Annotated in this window: 19 protein-coding genes; 4 read left to right on the forward strand and 15 right to left on the reverse strand. The window is 59.8% G+C overall.

What is annotated here, in order from left to right:
* Positions 1–20: 20 nt before the first annotated feature.
* From JWQ90_RS18205 to JWQ90_RS18215, 3 genes are read right to left on the reverse strand one after another with little or no spacing between them, the layout of a single operon-like run.
* Entirely contained in the window at positions 21–272 is a 252-nt protein-coding gene (locus tag JWQ90_RS18205) for an SDR family NAD(P)-dependent oxidoreductase (protein ID WP_299696427.1), read from the reverse strand.
* A complete protein-coding gene (locus JWQ90_RS18210) occupies positions 269–655 on the reverse strand; it encodes an SDR family NAD(P)-dependent oxidoreductase (protein WP_299696428.1) in 387 nt (128 codons plus the stop codon). Before JWQ90_RS18210 ends, JWQ90_RS18205 begins: the two co-directional genes overlap by 4 nt.
* Positions 642–1,595 carry an AraC family transcriptional regulator gene (locus JWQ90_RS18215; protein ID WP_299696429.1) on the reverse strand — a complete coding sequence of 318 codons (954 nt, stop codon included), beginning with the start codon at positions 1,593–1,595 and terminating at the stop codon, positions 642–644. Before JWQ90_RS18215 ends, JWQ90_RS18210 begins: the two co-directional genes overlap by 14 nt.
* A 245-nt stretch (positions 1,596–1,840) precedes the next feature.
* On the opposite strand from JWQ90_RS18215, the gene JWQ90_RS18220 reads away from it, so the two are divergent.
* Complete coding sequence (locus JWQ90_RS18220) at positions 1,841–2,674, forward strand: oxidoreductase (protein ID WP_299696430.1); 834 nt, start codon at positions 1,841–1,843, stop codon at positions 2,672–2,674.
* 137 nt (positions 2,675–2,811) lie between these two features.
* Here the strand turns inward: JWQ90_RS18220 and JWQ90_RS18225 are convergent, their stop codons facing one another.
* Together JWQ90_RS18225 and JWQ90_RS18230 are read right to left on the reverse strand one after the other, a co-directional pair.
* Positions 2,812–3,954 carry an NADH:flavin oxidoreductase/NADH oxidase gene (locus JWQ90_RS18225; protein WP_299696431.1) on the reverse strand — a complete coding sequence of 381 codons (1,143 nt, stop codon included), beginning with the start codon at positions 3,952–3,954 and terminating at the stop codon, positions 2,812–2,814.
* A 651-nt stretch (positions 3,955–4,605) separates the two neighbouring features.
* A complete protein-coding gene (locus tag JWQ90_RS18230) occupies positions 4,606–5,424 on the reverse strand; it encodes an enoyl-CoA hydratase/isomerase family protein (protein WP_299696432.1) in 819 nt (272 codons plus the stop codon).
* A 329-nt stretch (positions 5,425–5,753) separates the two neighbouring features.
* Between JWQ90_RS18230 and JWQ90_RS18235 the strand changes: the two genes are divergently transcribed.
* From JWQ90_RS18235 to JWQ90_RS18245, 3 genes are all read left to right on the forward strand, one after another.
* Positions 5,754–6,089, forward strand: a complete 336-nt coding sequence (locus JWQ90_RS18235; protein ID WP_299696433.1) for a muconolactone Delta-isomerase family protein — start codon at positions 5,754–5,756, stop codon at positions 6,087–6,089.
* 447 nt (positions 6,090–6,536) lie between these two features.
* Entirely contained in the window at positions 6,537–7,382 is an 846-nt protein-coding gene (locus tag JWQ90_RS18240; RefSeq protein WP_299696434.1) for an AraC family transcriptional regulator, read from the forward strand.
* A gap of 33 nt (positions 7,383–7,415) precedes the next feature.
* Positions 7,416–7,826, forward strand: coding sequence for a DUF2000 domain-containing protein (locus JWQ90_RS18245; protein WP_299696435.1), 411 nt, complete (start codon positions 7,416–7,418; stop codon positions 7,824–7,826).
* 58 nt (positions 7,827–7,884) lie between these two features.
* Here JWQ90_RS18245 and JWQ90_RS18250 read toward each other — a convergent pair whose 3' ends face one another.
* The 10 genes from JWQ90_RS18250 to JWQ90_RS18295 form a co-directional block, all read right to left on the reverse strand.
* Complete coding sequence (locus JWQ90_RS18250) at positions 7,885–8,385, reverse strand: DUF2867 domain-containing protein (protein WP_299696436.1); 501 nt, start codon at positions 8,383–8,385, stop codon at positions 7,885–7,887.
* 126 nt (positions 8,386–8,511) lie between these two features.
* Positions 8,512–9,165 carry a TetR/AcrR family transcriptional regulator gene (locus JWQ90_RS18255; protein WP_299696437.1) on the reverse strand — a complete coding sequence of 218 codons (654 nt, stop codon included), beginning with the start codon at positions 9,163–9,165 and terminating at the stop codon, positions 8,512–8,514.
* Positions 9,165–10,328, reverse strand: a complete 1,164-nt coding sequence (locus JWQ90_RS18260; RefSeq protein WP_299696438.1) for a saccharopine dehydrogenase NADP-binding domain-containing protein — start codon at positions 10,326–10,328, stop codon at positions 9,165–9,167. The genes JWQ90_RS18255 and JWQ90_RS18260 overlap by 1 nt, the downstream gene beginning before the upstream one ends.
* Positions 10,329–10,362: 34 nt before the next feature.
* Positions 10,363–12,162, reverse strand: coding sequence for an acyl-CoA dehydrogenase (locus JWQ90_RS18265; RefSeq protein ID WP_299696439.1), 1,800 nt, complete (start codon positions 12,160–12,162; stop codon positions 10,363–10,365).
* A gap of 27 nt (positions 12,163–12,189) precedes the next feature.
* Positions 12,190–14,211 carry an NADPH-dependent 2,4-dienoyl-CoA reductase gene (locus JWQ90_RS18270; RefSeq protein WP_299696440.1) on the reverse strand — a complete coding sequence of 674 codons (2,022 nt, stop codon included), beginning with the start codon at positions 14,209–14,211 and terminating at the stop codon, positions 12,190–12,192.
* A gap of 114 nt (positions 14,212–14,325) precedes the next feature.
* Positions 14,326–15,546: an acyl-CoA dehydrogenase family protein gene (locus tag JWQ90_RS18275; RefSeq protein ID WP_299696441.1), complete on the reverse strand. Its 1,221-nt coding sequence runs from the start codon at positions 15,544–15,546 to the stop codon at positions 14,326–14,328.
* Positions 15,547–15,604: 58 nt separating this feature from the next.
* On the reverse strand, positions 15,605–16,687 hold the full coding sequence (locus tag JWQ90_RS18280) for a phosphotransferase (protein ID WP_299696442.1): 1,083 nt from the start codon (positions 16,685–16,687) through the stop codon (positions 15,605–15,607).
* Positions 16,688–16,694: 7 nt separating this feature from the next.
* Entirely contained in the window at positions 16,695–17,882 is a 1,188-nt protein-coding gene (locus JWQ90_RS18285; RefSeq protein ID WP_299696443.1) for an acetyl-CoA C-acyltransferase family protein, read from the reverse strand.
* Positions 17,883–17,922: 40 nt separating this feature from the next.
* Complete coding sequence (locus JWQ90_RS18290; protein WP_299696444.1) at positions 17,923–19,476, reverse strand: AMP-binding protein; 1,554 nt, start codon at positions 19,474–19,476, stop codon at positions 17,923–17,925.
* Between the two features lie 165 nt (positions 19,477–19,641).
* Positions 19,642–20,808 (reverse strand): CaiB/BaiF CoA-transferase family protein, encoded by a 1,167-nt coding sequence (locus JWQ90_RS18295; RefSeq protein WP_299696445.1) that lies wholly within the window; start codon positions 20,806–20,808, stop codon positions 19,642–19,644.
* Positions 20,809–20,860 lie beyond the last annotated feature (52 nt).

The following is a 20,860-nucleotide window of genomic DNA, read 5'->3' on the forward strand; positions in this document are numbered from 1 at the left end:
ATCGAGCATCCACCCCGCCGCTACCATGGCTCGACCTTGTCCGCACTGAAGAATCCACCGGTAGGGCCATAGTCGGGAAGAAGCGCGAGTCGAACAGCGGCGGCGGCACCCTCCGGTACCATTTGATATCCACGGTTGTTATTCAGATCGGTTTTGGTGAAACCTGGATCGGAAGAGTTGACCTTCATTCCGGTACCTTGCAGCTGTGCCGCGAGTTGTACGGTCAGCATGTTCAGTGCTGCTTTCGAAGCGTTGTAGCCGATGATCTTCATATGGGAGAACTCCCCGTTCGAATCGCCGTTATGCGTGAGAGGGCCGAGCCACTGGACACGTTGACGATGCGCGCCGATGCCGACTTTTGAAGCAGCGGAAGCATGGCCTGAGTTGCCGCCAGTCTTCCGAAGAAATTGGTCTCGAAGACGCGTCGGACAGCCTCCATACTCGCCGCACCGGGCTGGCCGTCGCTACGATCCGTGATACCGGCGTTGTTCACCGAGATATCGAGACGACCGAAATCGGCTTCGATCGCGGCGGCGGCATCTTCGATGGTCGACGGATTGCCGAGATCGACACGAATACAGCGCGCATCGATGCCCTCGGCGAGTCCGCACCTCCAGGGACGCATGCCGATCGACCGAATATTAATGCGACGCAATGTAGATGGATGAAGGTGCTGGCGCGGGATAAGCAAACGTTCGCTTCATCCGGTCGACTTCCTCGATGGGCGTCTTGCCGAACATCCGCTTGAACTCGCGGTTGAATTGCGAGGCGCTCTCGTAGCCGACTTTACTGCTCGCGAGAGTGGCCGTGATGTCACTTCGAACCATCAAAAGTCTCGCCTGGTGAAGTCGCGTCGATTTCAGGTATTGAATTGGCGAAGTGTTGGTAACCGATTTGAAGTGCGCATGGAACGTGGGCACGCTCATCTTGGCTTCCTTGGCCAGCCTTTCCACGTCCAGATCGTCGGTGTAGGCGATGTGTATTTTTCTGAGTGCTCTCGCGATTTTTCCAAAGTGTCCCTGCTTGGCGAGGGCGGCGCGCATGGTGCCCCCCTGCTCCCCGACGAAAACACGGAAGTAGATTTCCCGAACCAAAGCCGGCCCCAATATGGCAGCTTCGATCGGGGAGGACATCACCTCGAGAAATCTCAAAACAGACTCCAATAGCCGAGGATCCATCAGCGTCGAAACCATGCCTTTCGGCTTCGCCACCACAGGGCTACCGGATTCTTGCAATTGCAACAGCAAATCCGCAGCGACGTTCAGATCGAGGCGAAAGTAGATTGCCAGAAGTGGCTCACGCTCGCTCGCGTCGGTCTCCATCGAGAACGGGATCGGAACGGAGACGACCAAGTAGTGATTCGCGTCGTAAAGATAAACGTCACTTCCGAGGAAGCCCCGCTTTCTCCCCTGACACACGATAACGATGCCTGGATCGTAAAGCACGGGAGCTCGGTCCAATGCTCGATTGGATCTGAGGAAGCGAACGTCCGGCAACGCGGTCAAATTGTAGCCCTCGTTCGGTGCGAGCCCCCCGATGATTGAGATCGTGCGTTGGGTTGTGGCCGATCGGTCCGTCGAATCGTTTTGATTCACTGGGATTTCCCTCCTGGATCTCGGTTTCTCATAGGAATAGGCAATCAATTTAGAGGAACCGGCCTACGCCTGAAACGCATTGACTAATAGCATAGCGATATCGTCGAGCGAGTTGGCATCGGTCCTCTTCAGATAGAGGAAACCCTATTACATGTCGCCGCGGCGAGAATGGCAAACGACCGCTCGACAGTCGAGTCTCAGCCAATCGCCCGTCCGCGGCAGAACGCAAAGTGAGAGAAAACCTGATGAGAAAATCGAAGATCTACTTCATTACGGGTGTGTCCAGCGGTTTCGGCCGAGCTATCGCGACAGCCGTACTGAACGCCGGCCATAAAGTTGTCGGAACCGTAAGAAACGAAGCGGCGCAGCGCAAATTCCAATCACTGAATCCTTCACTCGCCACCGCTTTCATCCATGATGTAACGCATTTCGATGCCACAGACGCGCTCGCAAAATCCGTTGAGTCCACGATTGGTCCGGTCGACGTCCTGATCAACAACGCGGGCTACGGCCACGAGGGAATCCTTGAAGAGTCACCACTGTCTGAGATGCGGCAACAATTCGACGTCAACGTCTTCGGAGCAGTGGCCGTCATCAAGGCGTTCCTGCCCTATTTCCGTAATCGTCGTGCCGGACATATCGTCAATATCACTTCTATGGGCGGTTTTATAACCATGCCGGGTATCGCGTACTACTGCGGCAGCAAGTTCGCTCTGGAAGGAATTTCGGAAGTCTTGAGCAAGGAACTCAAGCCCTTTGGTGTCTTCGTCACCGCCGTCGCCCCCGGTTCGTTCAAGACCGATTGGGCCGGTCGCTCGATGGTGCGTACACCACGCAGCATCTCCGATTACGACGCCATCTTTGAGCCGATTCGCGCAGCACGCATCGAGAAGAGTGGTAAGCAGTTGGGTGAGCCTGCCAAGGCTGCTCTTGCGATCATCAACCTTGTTGACAGCAAAGAGCCACCGGCTCATCTGCTGCTCGGTAGCGATGCGTTAGCCTTGGTCCGCGGCAAACTCGAGCAGATGTCGAGGGAGATCGATGGTTTCGAGGGAATCACTCGATCGACCGACTCGTAGTTCGCTTCGGTAGGCGCATGTCGTATCCGGCCGATGCAAGAGACAGCATCACCTGGATACGACACGAGATTGCAGATGGTTCGACCGCTCCGAGAGAAGGTCAACGACTCCGGCAGAGCGGCTCGGCAAGCGGCGATCTACGCCGCATGCTCCACTTCCTTGCTCTCGCCGAATTGGTCGAGGCATGCAGTGAAGACCGGGCGCTTGAGCCAGGCGCCGTATTGATTGGGGAGAACTCGCCACGGATCCTCCTTCCCAAGAATCTGCGCGGCGTGATACGGCCAGCGAGGATCGGAGAGGATCTGACGCCCGATCATGATCAAATCCGCCTGCTCGTCACGAATGATTCGATCGGCGTCTTGCGGGCGCTCGATGTTCCATCCCGCGGCGACGGGGATCCCGACTTCACGCCTGATCCGTTCTGCCATCGGTACCATGAAGCAGGGACCCCACGGAATTCCGGATACATCGGGCGAGTTGAAACCGATACTGATGTCGAGCAGATCGAGTCCCTCCTGCTTGAGCAGCCGGATCAGCTCAAGAGAGTCCTCGAACTGCAAGCCGTCCGGATGGAAATCACTGACGCCCAACCGTGCAATCAGCGGGAGCCGCTCTGGCCAGACAGCGCGCACTTGACGGAAGGTTTCCAGCAGGAAACGCGAGCGGCCCTCGAAGCTTCCTCCATATTGGTCGGTTCGAAAATTGCCGAACGGCGAGAAAAACGACTGCGCCAAGTATCCGTGAGCGAAATGAATTTCGAGCAGTTCGAAACCGGCGGTGAGCGCGCGTTTGACAGCAGAGACCCATTCGCCTTGCACTCGCTTGATGTCGTCGAGGCTCATTTCCTGCGGGCACCGATCCAGCAGGCCACCGAACGGCCGCGCCGAAGCGGCGATGATAGGCCAGCCACCCTCGCTTTCAGGAATATGGGCGTCGCCAAGCCAAGGAGGGTTCGCGCTTCCTTTCCGCCCGGAGTGCCCCAACTGGATGCCGACAACCGCGCCCTGCCTCTTGCAGAAGCGAACGACTTGCGACCACGCTTCGGCTTGCTTGTCGTTCCACAATCCCGCACAACCCGGCGTCACGCGACCAATCGGCGAAATGGCGGTGTTTTCCGCTATCACCAGACCAGCTCCGCCAACAGCAGGCGCGCCGAGATTCACGACGTGCCAGTCCTGGACAACGCCATCGATCGCTGAACATTGCCCCAACGGCGGCACGGCAATCCTATTTTTCAGGGTCACGCCTTTGAGCTTGTACTCGCTAAACAGATCAGCCATTTGTCTCTCCAGTTTCTCTCGCGTTTTTTTGGCTCGGCTCTAACTGCGCCAGCCACTAACAAGTACTTCGGTCAGCGCCAATAACTTATAAGTAAATTATAATGACTATAAAGTCAATTCCGATTGACTGCAAGGAGAATGGCTTCGGTGATCGAGGTTCCGACTAAAATCGCTGCGCGGATTCGTCTTGGCGAGGATTACGACGCGCGCATTTTGAGCGAGCTAGCGCGCGTTGGTTCGCTGCCTGCTTAGAGCACTCGACTCCGGCCTTTCGCCGATGGTCGCCCCCGACGCGGGGCTACCCGCGCGTTGTCGCTTGATTTACCAGATAGCTCAAGCAGAGAGACTGCAGCTGCTCGCGCAAAACCAGAATCAGCTCCTTTGGAGCGTCCGCCCTCGAGAATCGCCCGAGTCGGCCCCACCATGGCGACGGCGAACATATAGGTAGTCAAGGTAACGTTGTCGAAATGATCGAACTGCTCACTGGCGAACATCGGACGGCCATCAACGGGGCCTACCTCAATTGTACCGACCATGAACTGGAGCTCGTGGCTCCTGCGACCGAACAGTGGGCAGCCGGCGATCTCGTGGCTACGAGCCGATCGTTGATGTCGGCCGATCTCTGGCACCACTCCCCAAGCGCTGCGGACGCTACCGCGTCCGCCGCCTGGCGGCGAACTGAGCCGCCAGCGCTTTCGCTTCCGGCGACGCTGTCATGCGTGAAATCGATCTGGCTTCCATTTCGAGATGCGTCTCCAGCGTTTCCGAGAAAGCCGACAAGAACAGAGTGCGAAGCGCTCCGACTGCCGATGGGCTTCCCTTGGCGAGTCTTTGAGCGGCCGCCAGGGCATCCGGCATCAGCGCATCGTGTACTACGACGCTCGTGACCAATCCCATGGACAGCGCCTCGTCAGCGCCGATCTTCCGATTCCCAAGGGCGAACTCCTGTGCCCGCCGCAGGCCTACGAGACGAGGCAACATCCAGCTCACCCCACCGTCGGGGCTGAGCCCGATCGCGGTGTAGGCGGTAGTGAACGAGGCCCTCTCCGAAGCGATCACGATGTCGCCCAACAAAGAGAGACCCAATCCGGCCCCGGCAGCCGCGCCGTTGACGGCGACGACTAAGGGTTTGTTCATCCTCGACAGTCTCGATACCGCAGCGTTGAGATAGACCGTTATCTCTTTCATGAGCGTTGGCAGTCGGTCACCGGCAGCGGCAAACGACGGGATGTCGCCGCCCGCACAGAACAGCCTTCCCTCGCCCGTCAGAACAACGCACCGAATCGCCTCGTCCTCGTCCACCCGGATCGCCGCCAGCATCAACGCATGCAACGTCGGCCTGTCGAGCACATTACCTACGGATGGACGATCGAGCGTGATGATCGCGATATCGTCGGTCAACTCGAACCTGATTCCGGCATTGGTGCCGCTCTCACCGGACACCGTACTGCTGACTTCACCCGTTTGCATCGTTTGGTCTCCGAATACTGGACACGGCACGGTCATGTCGCGGCGGAGTGGGCGATCGACTGGTGCTACGCATTCATCAATGCCCTCTCCTTATTGGATAATATGACTTTACGGTATTTATTATTGACTGCCACGTCAATTCCATGAATGATGAGCAGCTGCACCGTGGACTGCACACGAATTGATCGCACAGTTCCCGAGGCGGGTTACAGAGGATCGATAAGCCAAGTTCTCAATGGGCGAATGTGCCAAGGAGATAAGGGGCGATCCAGCCTAAAGAAAAGCATGGCCCGGACGCTGACGTCCGCACGTACGTACAGGAGAACCATATGTTGTATCTATTCCAAGCCAGCCTTGAAAAGCCGGCCGACATGACGCGCGCCGACTTCTACCACCTATGGGAGCAGGAATCAGAGGCCGCAATCGCCTTCCTTCAGTCCGGGGAGGCCCTTTCGGCCTACAAGCTTGCGGGCGCTGATGAACTCATCGCAATTTTCGATATCGTTTCGAACGATCGAATCGATCAAATAATGCAGAGCCTACCGATCTGGCGACTCAATGCTCAGCATATGGCGAAGGTACGCTGGACACCCCTCCGCGCTTATGCGGACTGGTACGCTGATCTCAAGATCTTGTCGGGCAGCAAGGCGAAGGCTGAAGCTTAGTTATTGAATGCATCCAGGCGTCTGCGAGATATCTACGAGGAAGCGCAGGCGTACTGGTAAGCGAATAGCTATCATCATTGAAAGTGATGGCGCACTACGCACTTATCGAGTTACGGAGCCGCCGAAGCACATTCACTCCGACAGAGAGCGCTCCGAAAAAAGACTTTCAGTCTACGTCGTTTAGCAAGCGACCGACACACTCCGATGACGATTCAATGCTTCGAGTGGAAAGTCAGTCTGTTTGGCTATGCTCCAGGCCAAGGGCCGCGATCTTCTCGTCGGCCACCGCACGGGCATTGGCGCCGACGACAAGAACGGTCTGAGTCATTGGGATTTTCTCTTGAAGCCATCGCAGCCTTTCGGCCAAGTTGAGAGTGTTCATCGAACCCCTGGTCGCCCACCTCGCCCATCCGCCGGAAAGGGCAAGCCCATCGCGACCTTGTTGAAATGAGAACGCCGAACGATCACGTAGACCTAGTGCGTGATGCCCCGAGCGGCATCGAAGCCATTCGTGCTCGATTTAGCGCGCACGCCTACGACATGCATCGCCACGATGAGTGGCTGATCGGCGTAAAAAACTTTGGAGTGCAGGAGTTTACTTGCCGCGGGGTCCGGTGCCGTAGCACCCTTGGCCGCGTAATCCTGATCGAGCCGGGTGAGGCTCACGACGGCGATGCAGGCAGCGAGGAAGGTTTCGACTACACCATGCTCTATCTACCAAACCAATGGCTGAAAAGCATCGTGCCCTCAGGCATCGGTTCGGCTTGGGGATTTGCAGAAACCCTGATGGCAGACGCCAGCCTCGGCGGAGCAATACGTGAAACCTACGATGCGTTGAGAGCGCCGTCCGCTCGTCTGCACCGGGATGCGCTGCTCGACAAGGTCGTACACCTGCTGCTGCCTCACCTTGGACGCGCAGCGACTCGTTTGAAGGAAGGTCGAGCCGAGCGGGTTGCGCGGCGAGCCCGAGAGCGGCTACATGACATGGTCGAGGACGATATCGGGGCTGATGCGCTCGCCATTGCCGCTGGTGCTGCGGATCGTTTCCAGCTGGCCCGCGCATTTCGAACGGAATATGGCGCCTCGCCTCACGCATACCTCGTGCAAATTCGTTTGATCCGGGCCCGTCAACTATTGGCTGCGGGAAAAACGCCAGTTGAAGCTGCTGCCGCCTGTGGCTTCGCGGATCAGAGCCATCTCGGCCGGTGGTTCCGACGCGCGTTTGCCTTGACCCCGGCCGCCTATCGCGAGCAATGCACGGGCATTCCAGACGGGGGCCGCCAGATCGGCTGAACTACCGCCCCAACCCCGAACGGATTTCATGCCGTGCTCTTCGACACGAAAGTATCAATCCTGATTCTGGATGAGCTGCTGGTCTGGCAAAAGCTCAACGTCACAGCGTTCCTTGCGACCGGTATTGCAGCGGAAGCTCCGGATGCATTGGGCCAACCCTATATCGATGCTGCAGGCAGACGGCATGCCCGATTGCTCGGCCAGCCAATGATGGTTTACGCCGCGCGTCCCGAACAACTTCAGCGTGCATATCGCGTCGGCATAGAGAGAGAATTGACCAGGGCCGTGTACGTCCGCTCAATGTTTTCAACGGGTCACGACGAAGCGAATCGCGCGGCATTTTCCATCGAGCCGGCCGATGCCCCGGACCTAGTGGGCATCGCGGTGCGTGGGCTGAAGAAGGACGTCGACAAGGCAATCAAGGGATGCGCCTTGCATCCATGATCCAATGGGGCTGCACGTACCAGATCGCTGTGCTCTAACCACCGGCAAGCCGTGGCAGCTACCGAGCCGGCCCGTCGCGCTGGGGCCATCCGATTCTTGCTGCCCGACGCAAAACGGACCGCACGACCTGGCGATGAAACGGAGCAATCAGCCAGATATAGATGCGCCCTAGACAATTGTGGCACTGCACAACCGTAGAAACGATCAAGCGAGGCGGACGTTCTGCATTCCCGCTGTCGGGCCGGTAAGAGATCGACAACCGAAAGTCCAGGTGCTCGTCATTCTCTCCGAGAATCACCTCGTCGTTGTGGCTCTCATAGATCTTGAAAATATGGATCCTGTCTTTCGGCTGATACCGATCGAGTGCTTTCAATTGCTTCGCAGTTTTAAGTCCGAAAACGGCAGCGATCAGGTCCCGAAACTTCATCAGCGAAACAATCCATCGAGGCTGGTTTTCGAATAGAAAGCGCGCCAACAACTCTGGATCGCTTACCGTTCCTTCGGGCAGATCAATGGAAAATGCGTCCCTCAGATCTTCAGCCCCGTAGATGCCGTTCAACCGGCAATCCAGTGGTATGTCGACAGCCGTGACCGCTTGCCCTTTGTCCTTCATAGCAATCCAATCAAGTGGCCGTGGTTGGCGCGCGTCGACGCAGGACACCGACGCATCCGGGTCAGCTACCGCTCAGCGATGCAATTCATTGGTGAAGAGTGTCACGACACTGTCGAGATGCTCGCGCCTCTGTAAAGGCGTAAGGTCGAATGGTAGCCCCATCGCCTTGCGGAGAAACGCCTCCCCGATCAGCGAGAAGTAGAATAATTCTGCAGCCTTCCGAGGCAAATGCGTTTCTTGCTTACGCCGAGTCCAGGCCTGCGCGAAAAAGGCGGCCAATTTCGAGAGCAGAAGATCAGAACCCGAATCCCAGAACAACTGCGACAGATCGGAAGCGCTGCGCTCCGAACCGGTGAGCAGCCGGATCAGCTGAGTCGATTCAGGCGCCATGGAGAAATCAAAGACAGCTTCGGCGATCTTCGACAGCCTGCCGCTGAAAGTCTCCTTGTCCTGGAGCTCAAAGACGTCACCAGGAACCCGCCTGGAGCCCAGTTGGCGGACCACGGCGACGTACAGGGCGTTCTTATCCTCAAAGTGGCTGTAGAGCGTGACCTTGGCCACGCCAGCCTTTTGCGCGATCGCGTCCATGCTAGTCGCGTAAAGCCCGTCGCTCGCGAATAGCTCTCGCGCCGCATCGATGGCAGCCTGATGTTTGGGCGTGTTTCGCGGGCGTCCCTTGAATGCGCTCCCGTTCACATCAGCGGTGTTTGCAGAGCGCTGCAGCATCAGTCTTCTCGTGTAAAGGCCAGTCCGGCGTGCGTTTCGAGCCGGTCTATCAGCTTCGTCCCGAGTGCCGCACCAGGCAACCAAAAGCCGCCGCCTGGCTGGCCGTGGCTCTCCAGCAGCATCAGCGCTGTCTCCGAAACCATTTTCGCGGTCGAGCCATATCCAGGATCACGGTCTCCTCGTACCGCTATCTTCAGCAGTTCGCCGTCTTCATGGCGACCGTAGAACAGGATGTCGTAGGAGCCCGTTTCCCGCTCGTGCTTGCTCGGGCCCTCGCCCGGCTTCGGAGCGTTGGGACCTCCGAAGCGGTCTTTCTGCATCAGTTCTTCGGCGCGCTGTCGTCCGGGCTCTCCAGAGCCGGCTATCTCCATTTCGTCGTACTGGAATTGCTCGCCATAGGCGTGCCCCATCAGATAGCTCGACCGATGCAGGTTCTTCGTATTGATCGGCGCCATCATGAACGGGGTCAGCCACACGCCGAGAGCGTCGTCGTATCTGATCTTGTGCATTGCCGGCTGCTTGGGTCCTTCGAACCCGGGGGTCAGTGCAAACGGATTCATCAACACGGCGCGCACCGCTTCATCCTTCGCGAGTTGCTGACTGACGAGTCCAGCCGCGATGGTGCCGCCCGACAATGTGCCGTTGAACGCGCGCACCCGGCCCGACACACTCGACAACGCCTTGCCGCTTCTCGCCACTGCGAGGCGCTGAAGCGCCAGCACGCCGAGTTCGAAGGGGATGGAATCGAAGCCTGCCGACAACAGGAGTCGCGCGCCACTCGCTTGGGCTGCCGGCTGATGCCGGAGAATCATATCGTGCGCCCATGCCGGCTCGCCCGATATGTTGACGTAGTCTGTTCCCGCAGCCGCGCAGACTGCCACCAGCGGCGAGCCATAGAGGTGGAAAGGCCCGGCCGTTGCAAGCACCAGCCGGGTACGCCTGACGAGTTCGCCGAGTGCAGCCTGATCGTTCGCATCGGCGAGCAATATCGGCAGGCCAGCGTGACCGATCTCAGCCGCCAGAGATTCCAGCCGTTCGCGATCACGTCCGGCCAGCGCCCATTTCAAGCCGTGATCGCGCGTGGCGAGATATTCGGCAACCAAACGGCCGGTGAAACCGGTGGCTCCGTACAAAACCAGGTCGAACTCGGGCTTGGCGCTCATAGACTCCACTTCCAATCAGTTTTTAGACAAAGGCTCAGGCAGCCTCTTCAACATCGATAAAGACCGAGCCGCCCGACACCACACCGGCAAGCAATGCGGATGAGCCGGGCAACACGTGCTCCGCATAGAAACGGGCAACGGCGATCTTGCTCCTGCAATAAGCAGTGCCCACTTCGGCATTCGATAGCGCCCTTGCCGCCACGGCCGATCGAAGCAGCTGCCAACCGCCGCAGACAATTCCAAACAGGTCCAGCAAGGGAGCAGCCCCCGCTAGAACGATATCCTGCGATTGCTTGAAGTTTGAGACGACATAGTCGACCCCTTCTTCAAGGCAGAGCATCGATTCTTCGAAGTGGCGTTTGATCGCCAGCAGATCGGCGCCGTCATCGACTCCGACCGATGCGAGCGTGGCACGCATCTGCAACAGCAAAATCTTGGCTGCCTTTGCTCCATCGCGCGCGATTTTCCGCCCCACCAGATCATTCGCCTGGATGCCGGTGGTTCCTTCATAGATCGCCGTAATGCGGGCATCACGAAGATGCTGCGCTGCGCCGGATTCTTCGACGAAGCCCATGCCGCCATGGACTTGGATCGCGATCGACGCGATCTCGGTAGAGCTCTCGGTAAACCAACCCTTGACCACCGGAATCATCAGATCGACGAAGGCCTGTCGCTCGTCTCTCACCGCCGCATCGGGATGCAGGTGAGCCAGATCCATTGCCTCGGCGACCACGACCGCGAGCGCGCGCATCGCCTCGGTACGAGAACGCATCGTCAGCATCATGCGCCGCACATCGGGATGATGAGCGATCGACACCTTGCCGCCTCCGGGTCCCGAACGCTCACCCTGTATGCGTTCACTCGCATACGCGGCAGCTCGTTGATAGGCACGCTCGGCGATTCCCAGTCCCTGCAATGCCACGCCAAAGCGTGCGGCATTCATCATGATGAACATGATCTCCAGGCCACGGTTTTCATCGCCGATACGCCAACCGATCGCGCCACCGCTTTCCGTGCTATCCGTGCCGAACTGCATGGTGCAAGTCGGGCTGCCGTGGATGCCAAGCTTGTGTTCGATCGACGTGCAAAGCAGATCGTTACGGGCTCCCAATATACCGTCGGCGTTGACCAGGAATTTTGGCACCAGGAACAGCGAGATACCCTTGACGCCCGCCGGTGCGCCAGGCGTACGCGCGAGCACGAGGTGCACGATGTTTTCGGTGAGATCGTGTTCGCCGTAGGTGATGAAGATTTTCTGGCCGCTGATCCGATAGCTGCCATCAGGCTGCGGTCGCGCTTGCGACCGAATCATAGACAGATCCGAGCCCGCCTGCGACTCCGTGAGATTCATTGCACCGGCCCACTGGCCGGTGATGAGCTTCTCCAGATAGACGCGCTTAAGTTCATCGGACCCTCGAAGCAGCACAGCCTCGGCAGCGCCGCGAGTGAGCAGTGGACATAGCGCAAACGCCATGTTCGCCGAGTTCCACATCTCTTCGGTCAGCGTCGCCAGCACCATCGGCAAACCCTGGCCGCCAAAATCTGTCGAACCCGCCAGACCGTTCCAGCCGCCGTCGACGAAAGCGCGGTACGCATCGATCCAGCCTGGCGTGGTCACCACCTCGCCGTCCTTGCAGCGAGCCCCGTCCAAATCACCGCGACGATTCAACGGTGACAGCACACCGCTCGCAAAGCGACCGGCTTCATCGAGTACAACCCGGGCGAGATCCGCGCCGAAGCCGTCCAGCCCGGGCAGCTGTGCCAACGCGGCCATATCGACCAGATGGTCGAGCACGAAACGCATGTCCTGAATCGGCGGCTGGTATTCCTGCATTGCTCTTTCCTTCAGCTGGTGACGACGTCAAAGACTTGCCGCGAGACGCGCGCCTTGATTGATGGCGCGCTTGGCATCGAGTTCGGCGGCGACGTCAGCACCGCCAATCATGTGGACTCGGGCACCGCCCGCTGACAGGGATTGGAACAGTTCGCGTTGCGGCTCCTGGCCCGCACACAACACGACGTGGTCAACCGCCAGTGTTTTTTCCTGACCATCGACGCTGTAATGCAGGCCGGCGTCGTCGATGCGCCTGTAAGTGGCTCCTGCGATCATCTGTACGCCCCGGCTTTTTAGCGAAGTGCGGTGTATCCAACCGGTGGTTTTGCCCAGGCCGGCACCGAGCTTGTCGGCCTTGCGCTGTAGCAGATAAACGGTGCGCGCCGGCGCCTCAATCTTCGAATCACGCAAGCCACCGGGACGCTTGTACTCAGGGTCGATACCCCATTCCGCGTAGAACTTCTCTGGCGCCAGGCTCGGACTTTCGCCGGAATGGACCAAGTATTCGCTGACGTCGAAGCCGATGCCGCCAGCGCCGATAACCGCGACCGTTTTACCTACCGGCGCCGCGTCTCTGAGCACGTCGAGGTAGCCCAGCACCTTCGGGTGATCGATTCCTTCGATCGGCGGGCGGCGTGGAACTACGCCGGTCGCGAGCACGATCTCGTCGAATGCCCCATCCAAAAGCTCGGCCGCGCCGACGCGCCGTCCGAGGCGCTGCGTCACACCTCGGCGCTCTATCTCGCCTGCAAAATAGCGAAGCGTTTCGTGGAACTCTTCTTTTCCGGGGACACGCTTGGCGACATTGAACTGGCCACCGATTTCGTCGCTGGCGTCGAACAGCGTCACATCGTGGCCGCGCTGAGCGGCAACCGATGCGAAGCTCAGGCCCGCCGGGCCGGCACCGACGACAGCAATGCGCCTCGGCGCCGTTGTCGTGCGATAGACCAATTCGGTCTCGTGGCAGGCCCGAGGATTCACCAGGCATGATGTGATCTTGCCGCCGAAGGTGTGATCCAGGCAGGCCTGATTGCAGGCAATGCAAGTATTGATCTCCTGCGAGCGGCCAGCAGCCGCCTTCGTAACGAACATCGGATCCGCCAATAGCGGCCGAGCCATCGATACCATGTCGCAGGTGCCTTCCTGCAACAGCCGCTCGGCAATCTCCGGCGTGTTGATGCGGTTGGTGGCGATCACGGGGATCCCCACTTCGCGCTTGAGTCGCTTGGTCATCCAAGTGAAGGCGGCTCGCGGCACCTTGGTGGCGATCGTCGGAATCCGCGCCTCGTGCCAGCCGATGCCGGTGTTGATCAGATCGGCACCCGCCGCCTCGACGGCTCGTGCCAGTTCGATAACCTCCGGCAAGGAAGATCCGCCTTCGACCAGGTCAAGCATCGACAGGCGGTAGATCAGAATGAAATCGCGGCCCACGAGGTCGCGTGTACGGCGAAGGATCTCGACGGGAAAGCGCATGCGGTTCGCATAAGTGCCGCCCCATTCGTCGTCTCGGATATTGGTCCGCCGCGCGATGAACTCGTTGATAAGGTAGCCTTCCGAGCCCATGATCTCGACCCCGTCGTAACCCGCCGATCGAGCCAGTGCAGCGCAGCGTGCGAAGTCCGTTATGGTCTGCTCGACTTCTTCGCTGCTGAGAGCGCGTGGCGTCAACGAATTGATCGGTGAACGGATCGCACTGGGAGCCACCAGATCGGCGTGCTCGGCGTAACGACCGAAATGCAGAATCTGCAGGGCGATCTTCCCGCCCTCGCGATGCACGGCATCGGTGACCACGCGATGCTGCTGCGCTTCCTTCTCGCACGCCAGCATGGCGCCGGATTCGATCCACCTTCCCTGCTCGTTCGGCGCGATACCGCCGGTGACGATCAACGCAACGCCGCCCCGAGCACGCTCGGCATAGAAAGCGGCCATGCGCTCGAATCCGTTCTCTGCCTCCTCGAGTCCGACATGCATCGAACCCATCAGGACACGGTTACTCAGCGTCGTGAATCCGAGATCCAGCGGCTGTAGCAGTCGAGCGAAATTCGTCATGGATGGGACCGGCCGCAGGTAGCATCGTCGTCAAAAAAAGGAGGCAGTGACCATTTCGGCAATGCCAAGGCTCGGAGCGCCAGGAAGCTGTTCCTGCAGCGCTTACGAGCCGACTCAGTGAGCCTTCGCCGGCTGGTAGGCCGCGAGTTCAAGTCGACCGATCTGATTCCGATGCACTTCGTCGGGTCCATCGGCAAGGCGCAGTACACGCGCATGCGCATAGGCCGCGGCAAGGCCGAAGTCGTCGCTGACACCAGCGGCTCCGTGAAGCTGAATCGCCCAGTCGATGACCTTGCAAGCCATGGTCGGCGCCGCGACTTTGATCATCGCGATCTCCTTGGCCGCCACCTTGTTGCCCACCTTGTCCATCATGTAAGCCGCTTTGAGCGTCAGAAGGCGAGCCGAATCGATGAGGATGCGGGATTCCGCTATGCGCTCGAGCGTGACCGTCTGCGTTGCCAGCGGTTTGCCGAACGCAATTCTCTTGACGGCGCGATCGCACAGATTCTCGAGTGCCCGTTCGGCAAGGCCGATCAATCGCATGCAGTGGTGAATGCGCCCAGGGCCGAGACGCCCCTGGGCAATCTCGAATCCGCGGCCCTCTCCGAGCAACATGCTGCTAGCCGGAACACGCACGTCTTCAAAGATCACTTCACCATGGCCATGCGGGGCATCGTCATAACCGAAAACGGGCAAGGGTCGAGAGACTTGAACGCCGGGTGTGTCGCGCGCCACCAAGATCATCGACTGCTGGCGATGACGGTTCGTATTTTCCGGATCAGACTTGCCCATGAAGATGAAAACGGCACAGCGTGGATCGTTGGCACCGGAGATCCACCACTTCCGTCCATTGATCACGTAGTGATCGCCGTCACGCACGATGGAGCTGGTGATATTGGTTGCGTCGCTGGAAGCCACTGCGGGCTCGGTCATGGCGAAGGCAGACCGGATTTCACCTGCGAGCAACGGCTTCAGCCACCGTTCCTGTTGCTCAGGGCTACCGTAACGCGTCAGCACTTCCATGTTGCCTGTATCGGGAGCCGAGCAATTGAACACTTCGCCCGACCAGATCACACGCCCCATGATCTCGCACAGTGGCGCGTACTCGAGATTACTGAGGCCGGCACCATGCGCCGACTCGGGTAGAAACAGATTCCACAAACCAGCCGCCTTGGCCTTGACCTTCAATTCTTCGATGACTGCGGTCGGCTCCCATCTGTCGCCCGTCGCGACTTCCTTGTGAAACCGAGCCTCGTTGGGATAGACCTGCTCGGCCATGAATGCTTGCAGCCGCGTCATCAGCTCGCGTGTTTTGCTCGAATACTCGAAGTCCATGTCACGAATCTCGGTTTGGGCGCCGGTCGATCCCGACGCCGAGAATGAAGCGCGCGCGTTAAGCGGCGCGGCCTAGTCGGATCGATTCGACCTGACGCCATGCGATGTCCGCGATGGGTTCGACGGCCGCCGCCATCTCCATCGCCTGCGGGCTGGCGGCCGTACCCTCGACCACCCGCCCCGCGATGCCCTGCAGAATTCCAGCGAACCGGAACATGTTGTAGGCGAGATAGAACGACCAGTCTGCCGGCGAGATCGGCTCGCGCCCGGCGCGGCGGCAGTAGGTCGCGACGTATTCCGCCTCGTTCGGTATGCCCAGCGCAGCGAGGTCTTGCCCCGCGAGCCCGCGCACCACGCCGGGCTGCAGATGCCAGGTCATGCAGTGATAGGAGAAGTCAGCGAGCGGATGGCCCAGGGTCGACAACTCCCAGTCCAGCACAGCACGCACGCGAGGACCATTGGGTTCAAGCATCAAGTTGTCGAGACGATAGTCACCGTGGACGACTGACACTTCATCACCCGGCGGGACATGCCGAGGCAGCCAGTCCATCAACCTTTCCATCGACGCGATGGCTCGCGTTTCGGACGCACGGTACTGCTTGCTCCAGCGAGAGATCTGGCGCTCGAAATAATTTCCCGGCTTGCCATAGTCGGCCAGACCGACAGCGCCGACGTCGACCGTGTGCAGCGCCGCGATGACGCGGTTCATCTCGTCGAAGATCGCAGCGCGCTCCGAAGGCGTCGCCCCCGGAATCGACGGGTCCCAGAGAACTCTTCCTTCGACCCAATCCATGACGTAGAAGCTGCTGCCGAGAACGCTTTCGTCCTCGCACAGGCACCAAGTACGAGCGACGGGCACTCCGGTATCGCTCAGGGCGGTCAGTACGCGATATTCGCGGTCGACCGCATGGGCGGAGGGCAACAGTTTCCCCAGCGGCTTCCGGCGCAACACATAGCGATGCTTGGGGGTAATCAGCCCGAACGTCGGGTTCGACTGCCCGCCTTTGAATTGCACGACTTTCAGCGGGCCAGCGTACTGCTCGATGTTGCTCTCGAGATACTCGGCGAGACGTGCCTCGTCGAAACGATGCGAGTCGCGAACCTCGGTGGTGTCGGCGTCGAGCCGATGTGTATCGATCACGGCGCGATCACACCCGCTCGAAGATGGCGGCGATGCCCTGGCCGCCGCCGATGCACATGGTCACCAACGCGTAACGGCCGCCGATACGACGCAACTCGTGGATCGCTTTTGTCGCGATGATCGCGCCGGTAGCTCCCACGGGGTGACCGAGCGAGATACCCGAGCCATTCGGGTTGACCTTGGCGGGATCGAAATCCAGTTCGCGAGCGACGGCGCAAGCCTGTGCGGCAAATGCTTCGTTCGCCTCAATGACGTCGATGTCCGCTATGCGCAGCCCCGCGCGTTCGAGCACCATGCGAGTAGCCGGCACGGGACCGATCCCCATGTAGGCGGGCTCTACACCGGCATGCGCATAGGCGACCAACCGAGCCAACGGTGCCCGGCCACCGAGCTTCTTCAGTCCGGCTTCCGACGCGAGCAGCAAGCCTGCGGCACCATCGTTCAATCCTGCAGCATTGCCGGCGGTGACCAAACCATCCTTGCGGAAGGCGGGCTTCATCGCAGCGAGTTGCTCCAGGGTGACACCGGGGCGGACGTGCTCGTCGGTATCGAAAGCCTCGAAGCCCTTTTTCGACGGGACATCGACCGACACGATCTGCCCCTTGAAGCGCCCTTCGGCGATCGCCGCTGCGGCTCGGCGTTGGCTCTCCACAGCCAGCTCGTCCTGCGCCTGGCGAGTGATGCCGTAACGCTGCGCGACGTTCTCCGCCGTGATCCCCATGTGAAAATGCTCGAAGGGGTCCTGCAGGGCTCCAGTCACGTAGTCGAGCATCGGACGGTCGCCGAGGCGAGCTCCCCAGCGAGCTGCCGGAAACAAGTAGGCACCTCGAGTCATCGATTCCGCGCCGGCACCGATCGCCACATCGACGTCGCCCAGCAACACGCACTGCGCCGCGGAGACGATAGCCTGCAAGCCCGATCCACAAAGGCGATTGACGTTGAAGGCAGGGGTCTCTTTGGGTATTCCAGCTTCCATCGCAGCGACGCGACCGAGGTAAGCATCACGCGGCTCGGTCGGGATCACATGTCCCATGACCACATGGCCAACCAGGGCTGGATCGACATCGCTACGCGAGAGCAGCCCTTTGAGCGCCGTCGTCGCGAGTTGCGAAACGGGGACGTCGCGTAGGGCACCACCGAAACTGCCGATCGGCGTACGAACCGCATCGAGGACGTAGACAGGATTCTGCTTCATGGAGTCGACTCGTTAACGGGTTGGGCGCGAGGACATCGCGTCAGATCTGTCGCGCCTTGCCGACCCAATATTTCTCACGAACAACGCGGCGCAGTGTTTTGCCCACGGTGCTCCGCGGCAGTGCTTCCCAGATTTCGACTCGCTTCGGCGCCTTCACGCTGCCCAAACGCTGCTTGCAGAACGCGATGAACTCGGCTTCGTCGAACACGTGCCCGGCCTTGATCTCGACCGCGGCGATCACGAGTTCACCCCACTTCTCATCCGGAACACCGACGACGACGCAGTCCTGCACCGCGGGGAAACCCAAAGCCGCTTGCTCGACCTCGGTCGGGAAGACGTTGAAGCCGCCGCTGATGATCAAGTCGCGCTTCCGATCGACGAGATAGAGAAACCCGTCCTTGTCCTTGATGCCGATGTCGCCGGTGTGATGCCAGCCGAAGCGGCTGATCTCTTCGGTGGCCTTTGGATCCTTGAAGTAGCCCTTCATCACATAGTCGGACTGGAAGACGACCTCGCCCTGCGTCCCGCTCGGAGCGAAGGAACCGTCCTCCAACATAATCTCGATTCGTGTGAACGGCGATTCGCGACCGGCCGCTGCAATGCGGTGACTCACCGCGGGGTTGTTCAAGATTTCGGCGTGTTCGCTCGGCGAGAGCCAAGCGCACATCATCAGTGCCTCGGCCTGTCCGTAGCATTGCGCCATCACCGGGCCAAACGCGGAGACTGCTTCACGCAGTTTGTCGACCGACATCGGCGCCGCACCGTAGATGAAGTAACGCAACGACGAGTAGTCGTATTCCTTCAATTTAGGATGCGCAAGCAGCATGTAGATGACGGTCGGCGGAAGGAACAACACTGAAACGCGGTGCTTTTCGATCGCCTGCATGATCGACTCGGGATCGGTCGATCCCAGGATGACGTTCGTCGCACCCTGTGACAGCAACGTGTAGTGAAAGACGCCGGCGGCGTGCGTCAGCGGAGCGATGACAAGGTGAATCGGCGCTTCGTCGAACTTCAGTTCCGAGCGGAAGCAGGCTGTCATCATTTCGAAAGAGCGGTTGGCATGCACGGCGCCCTTCGGAAGGCCTGTGGTGCCGCTCGTGCTGAGGATCGCCACCGTGTCGGATGCCCGCCGCATCGGGAATGGCAGCGGTTCGCCTTGAGGCGCACTCCATTTCTGCAGTTCCGGCATCCCGTCGACCGCCTGGTCCAGACAGACCACACCCTTGAGCAACGGAAGCTCTTTGCGCATCAACTCGGCCTGATCGATCAGCGAGCTGTGTGCGAACAGCCAGCGCACTTCGAACATGGCCAGCTGACGCACATTGTCGGCCGCCGAGTTTCGGTAGTTACAGGGGACCCAAACCGCGCCAGCCTTGAGAATGGCGTACTGGCATGCCAGTACCATGGAGTGATTGGGCGACAGAATGGCTACCGCGTCATCCGGCGCTACGCCACCACGAATCAAACTCTGCGCGATGTTTTGCGAGAGTCCCCGCATTTGCGCGTAGGTAATCGACTCCGTTCCATCGGTGACCAGCACCCGATCCGGAAAACGGCTCGCACCACGCTCGAATTGTTCAATCGCCAGCATCTCCGCACCTCGCGTTAGGTTACGTTGAAACGTCAATCGGCAATCGAGTGAAGACGAACCCGAGGACCAAATAACTTTTAAGTTGTTTTACTGACTTTAAAGTCAATCACTGAAAAAATCTACTGTGAAAATGAGATTTAGGCACGTACATGCCCGGCTGGACCGCTAGCCGGCACGCAGCAGCGGCGCTGCACTTCTCGCGCGCGCTTCCGCCATGACCTCCGCGGTGTGTTCGCCGAGCGCCGGGGCTGCGCGTGTGATCGCCGTGGTGTAGGCGCTGAACTTCAGAGGCTGAAGCACGTGCCTCTCGGTAGATCCAGAGGCCGTCGGCACGCTCGTGAACAGTCCACGTCCAACGAAATGAGCGTCGGCCAGGACATCTTCCAACTCCTGCACCGGCGACCAGGGAATGCCGTGCGAGTCCAGAAGCTGCTGCCAGTGCCCGAGATCCTGAAGGACGAGTCTGTCTGCGATCCCCCGCCGCAAACTCTCGCAGTTCGCGACGCGCTGGCGACCCTTGAGTGCCGCGTGCTCGGGCATGTTCAGCGCCGCGCACAAGGCGCGCCAGAAGTGGTCTTCGTGGGCGATGCTCAATGTCAGAGCACGACCATCTCGACAAGGGAACGCACCATAGGCGGGTTCGGATGGGCCGAAATCCGGCTGCGGCTCGACCGCCTTGGAGGCGTCGGCGTTCATCGCCGGAGCGAGAAACGGCGTCATCCACGACACAAGACCATCGGTCATCGAGATGTCGATCGCCGTGCCGAGCCCCGTATGCTCGCGACCGTACAACGCAGAGGCCACGGCCAACGCTGCAAACATGGCGGCCGACAGGTCACCGAAGGGAAGCGTCGATGCTTCGATCGGCCCCTGGCCGACCTTCCCGAAGAACAGACCAGCGACCGCCTGATAGGAAATGTCGTGCGCCGTACGGTCGCGATACGGACCGCTTTGGCCGAATCCCGTTATCGAGGCATAAATGAGGCGGGGGGCGACTTCCTTCAAGACCGAGTAGCCGACGCCGAGGCGATCCATAACGCCTGGGCGATAGCCCTCCAAAACCACATCGGCGTCTCGGACGAGTTCGATGAAGTCTGCTCGACCCGCTTCCGACTTCAAATCGACGCATACGCTGCGCTTGTTCCGCGCCATCGCATCGAACGTCGGACGGAAAGCGCGTCCCGGATCGCCGGTGCCTGGACGTTCCACCAGCACGACATCCGCGCCCATATCCGCCAGCAGCATCGTGGCGAATGGGCCCGGATATTGTTCGGCCAGTGAGAGAATTCTCACCCCGGAAAACAGGGACGTTGTCGGGTTTGGCATGTTCATGCGAGGTAGCTCTTAGAATTGAGGAAAGGGTCGATCGGCGCGGCAATGGGAG

The sequence above is a fragment of the Hydrocarboniphaga sp. genome, assembly GCF_028291725.1.
Classification (GTDB): domain Bacteria; phylum Pseudomonadota; class Gammaproteobacteria; order Nevskiales; family Nevskiaceae; genus Hydrocarboniphaga.

What these genes read in the sequence shown, in the direction of transcription:
- JWQ90_RS18290 (WP_299696444.1), bottom strand. Translation starts at nt 19,476, where the DNA reads ATGCTGGCGATTGAACAATTCGAGCGTGGTGCGAGCCGTTTTCCGGAT.
- JWQ90_RS18265 (WP_299696439.1), bottom strand. Translation starts at nt 12,162, where the DNA reads ATGCAGGAATACCAGCCGCCGATTCAGGACATGCGTTTCGTGCTCGAC.
- JWQ90_RS18255 (WP_299696437.1), bottom strand. Translation starts at nt 9,165, where the DNA reads ATGCTGCAGCGCTCTGCAAACACCGCTGATGTGAACGGGAGCGCATTC.
- JWQ90_RS18260 (WP_299696438.1), bottom strand. Translation starts at nt 10,328, where the DNA reads ATGAGCGCCAAGCCCGAGTTCGACCTGGTTTTGTACGGAGCCACCGGT.
- JWQ90_RS18285 (WP_299696443.1), bottom strand. Translation starts at nt 17,882, where the DNA reads ATGAAGCAGAATCCTGTCTACGTCCTCGATGCGGTTCGTACGCCGATC.
- JWQ90_RS18220 (WP_299696430.1), top strand. Translation starts at nt 1,841, where the DNA reads ATGAGAAAATCGAAGATCTACTTCATTACGGGTGTGTCCAGCGGTTTC.
- JWQ90_RS18205 (WP_299696427.1), bottom strand. Translation starts at nt 272, where the DNA reads ATGAAGATCATCGGCTACAACGCTTCGAAAGCAGCACTGAACATGCTG.
- JWQ90_RS18230 (WP_299696432.1), bottom strand. Translation starts at nt 5,424, where the DNA reads ATGCAAACGGGTGAAGTCAGCAGTACGGTGTCCGGTGAGAGCGGCACC.
- JWQ90_RS18225 (WP_299696431.1), bottom strand. Translation starts at nt 3,954, where the DNA reads ATGGCTGATCTGTTTAGCGAGTACAAGCTCAAAGGCGTGACCCTGAAA.
- JWQ90_RS18295 (WP_299696445.1), bottom strand. Translation starts at nt 20,808, where the DNA reads ATGAACATGCCAAACCCGACAACGTCCCTGTTTTCCGGGGTGAGAATT.
- JWQ90_RS18270 (WP_299696440.1), bottom strand. Translation starts at nt 14,211, where the DNA reads ATGACGAATTTCGCTCGACTGCTACAGCCGCTGGATCTCGGATTCACG.
- JWQ90_RS18235 (WP_299696433.1), top strand. Translation starts at nt 5,754, where the DNA reads ATGTTGTATCTATTCCAAGCCAGCCTTGAAAAGCCGGCCGACATGACG.
- JWQ90_RS18240 (WP_299696434.1), top strand. Translation starts at nt 6,537, where the DNA reads ATGAGAACGCCGAACGATCACGTAGACCTAGTGCGTGATGCCCCGAGC.
- JWQ90_RS18275 (WP_299696441.1), bottom strand. Translation starts at nt 15,546, where the DNA reads ATGGACTTCGAGTATTCGAGCAAAACACGCGAGCTGATGACGCGGCTG.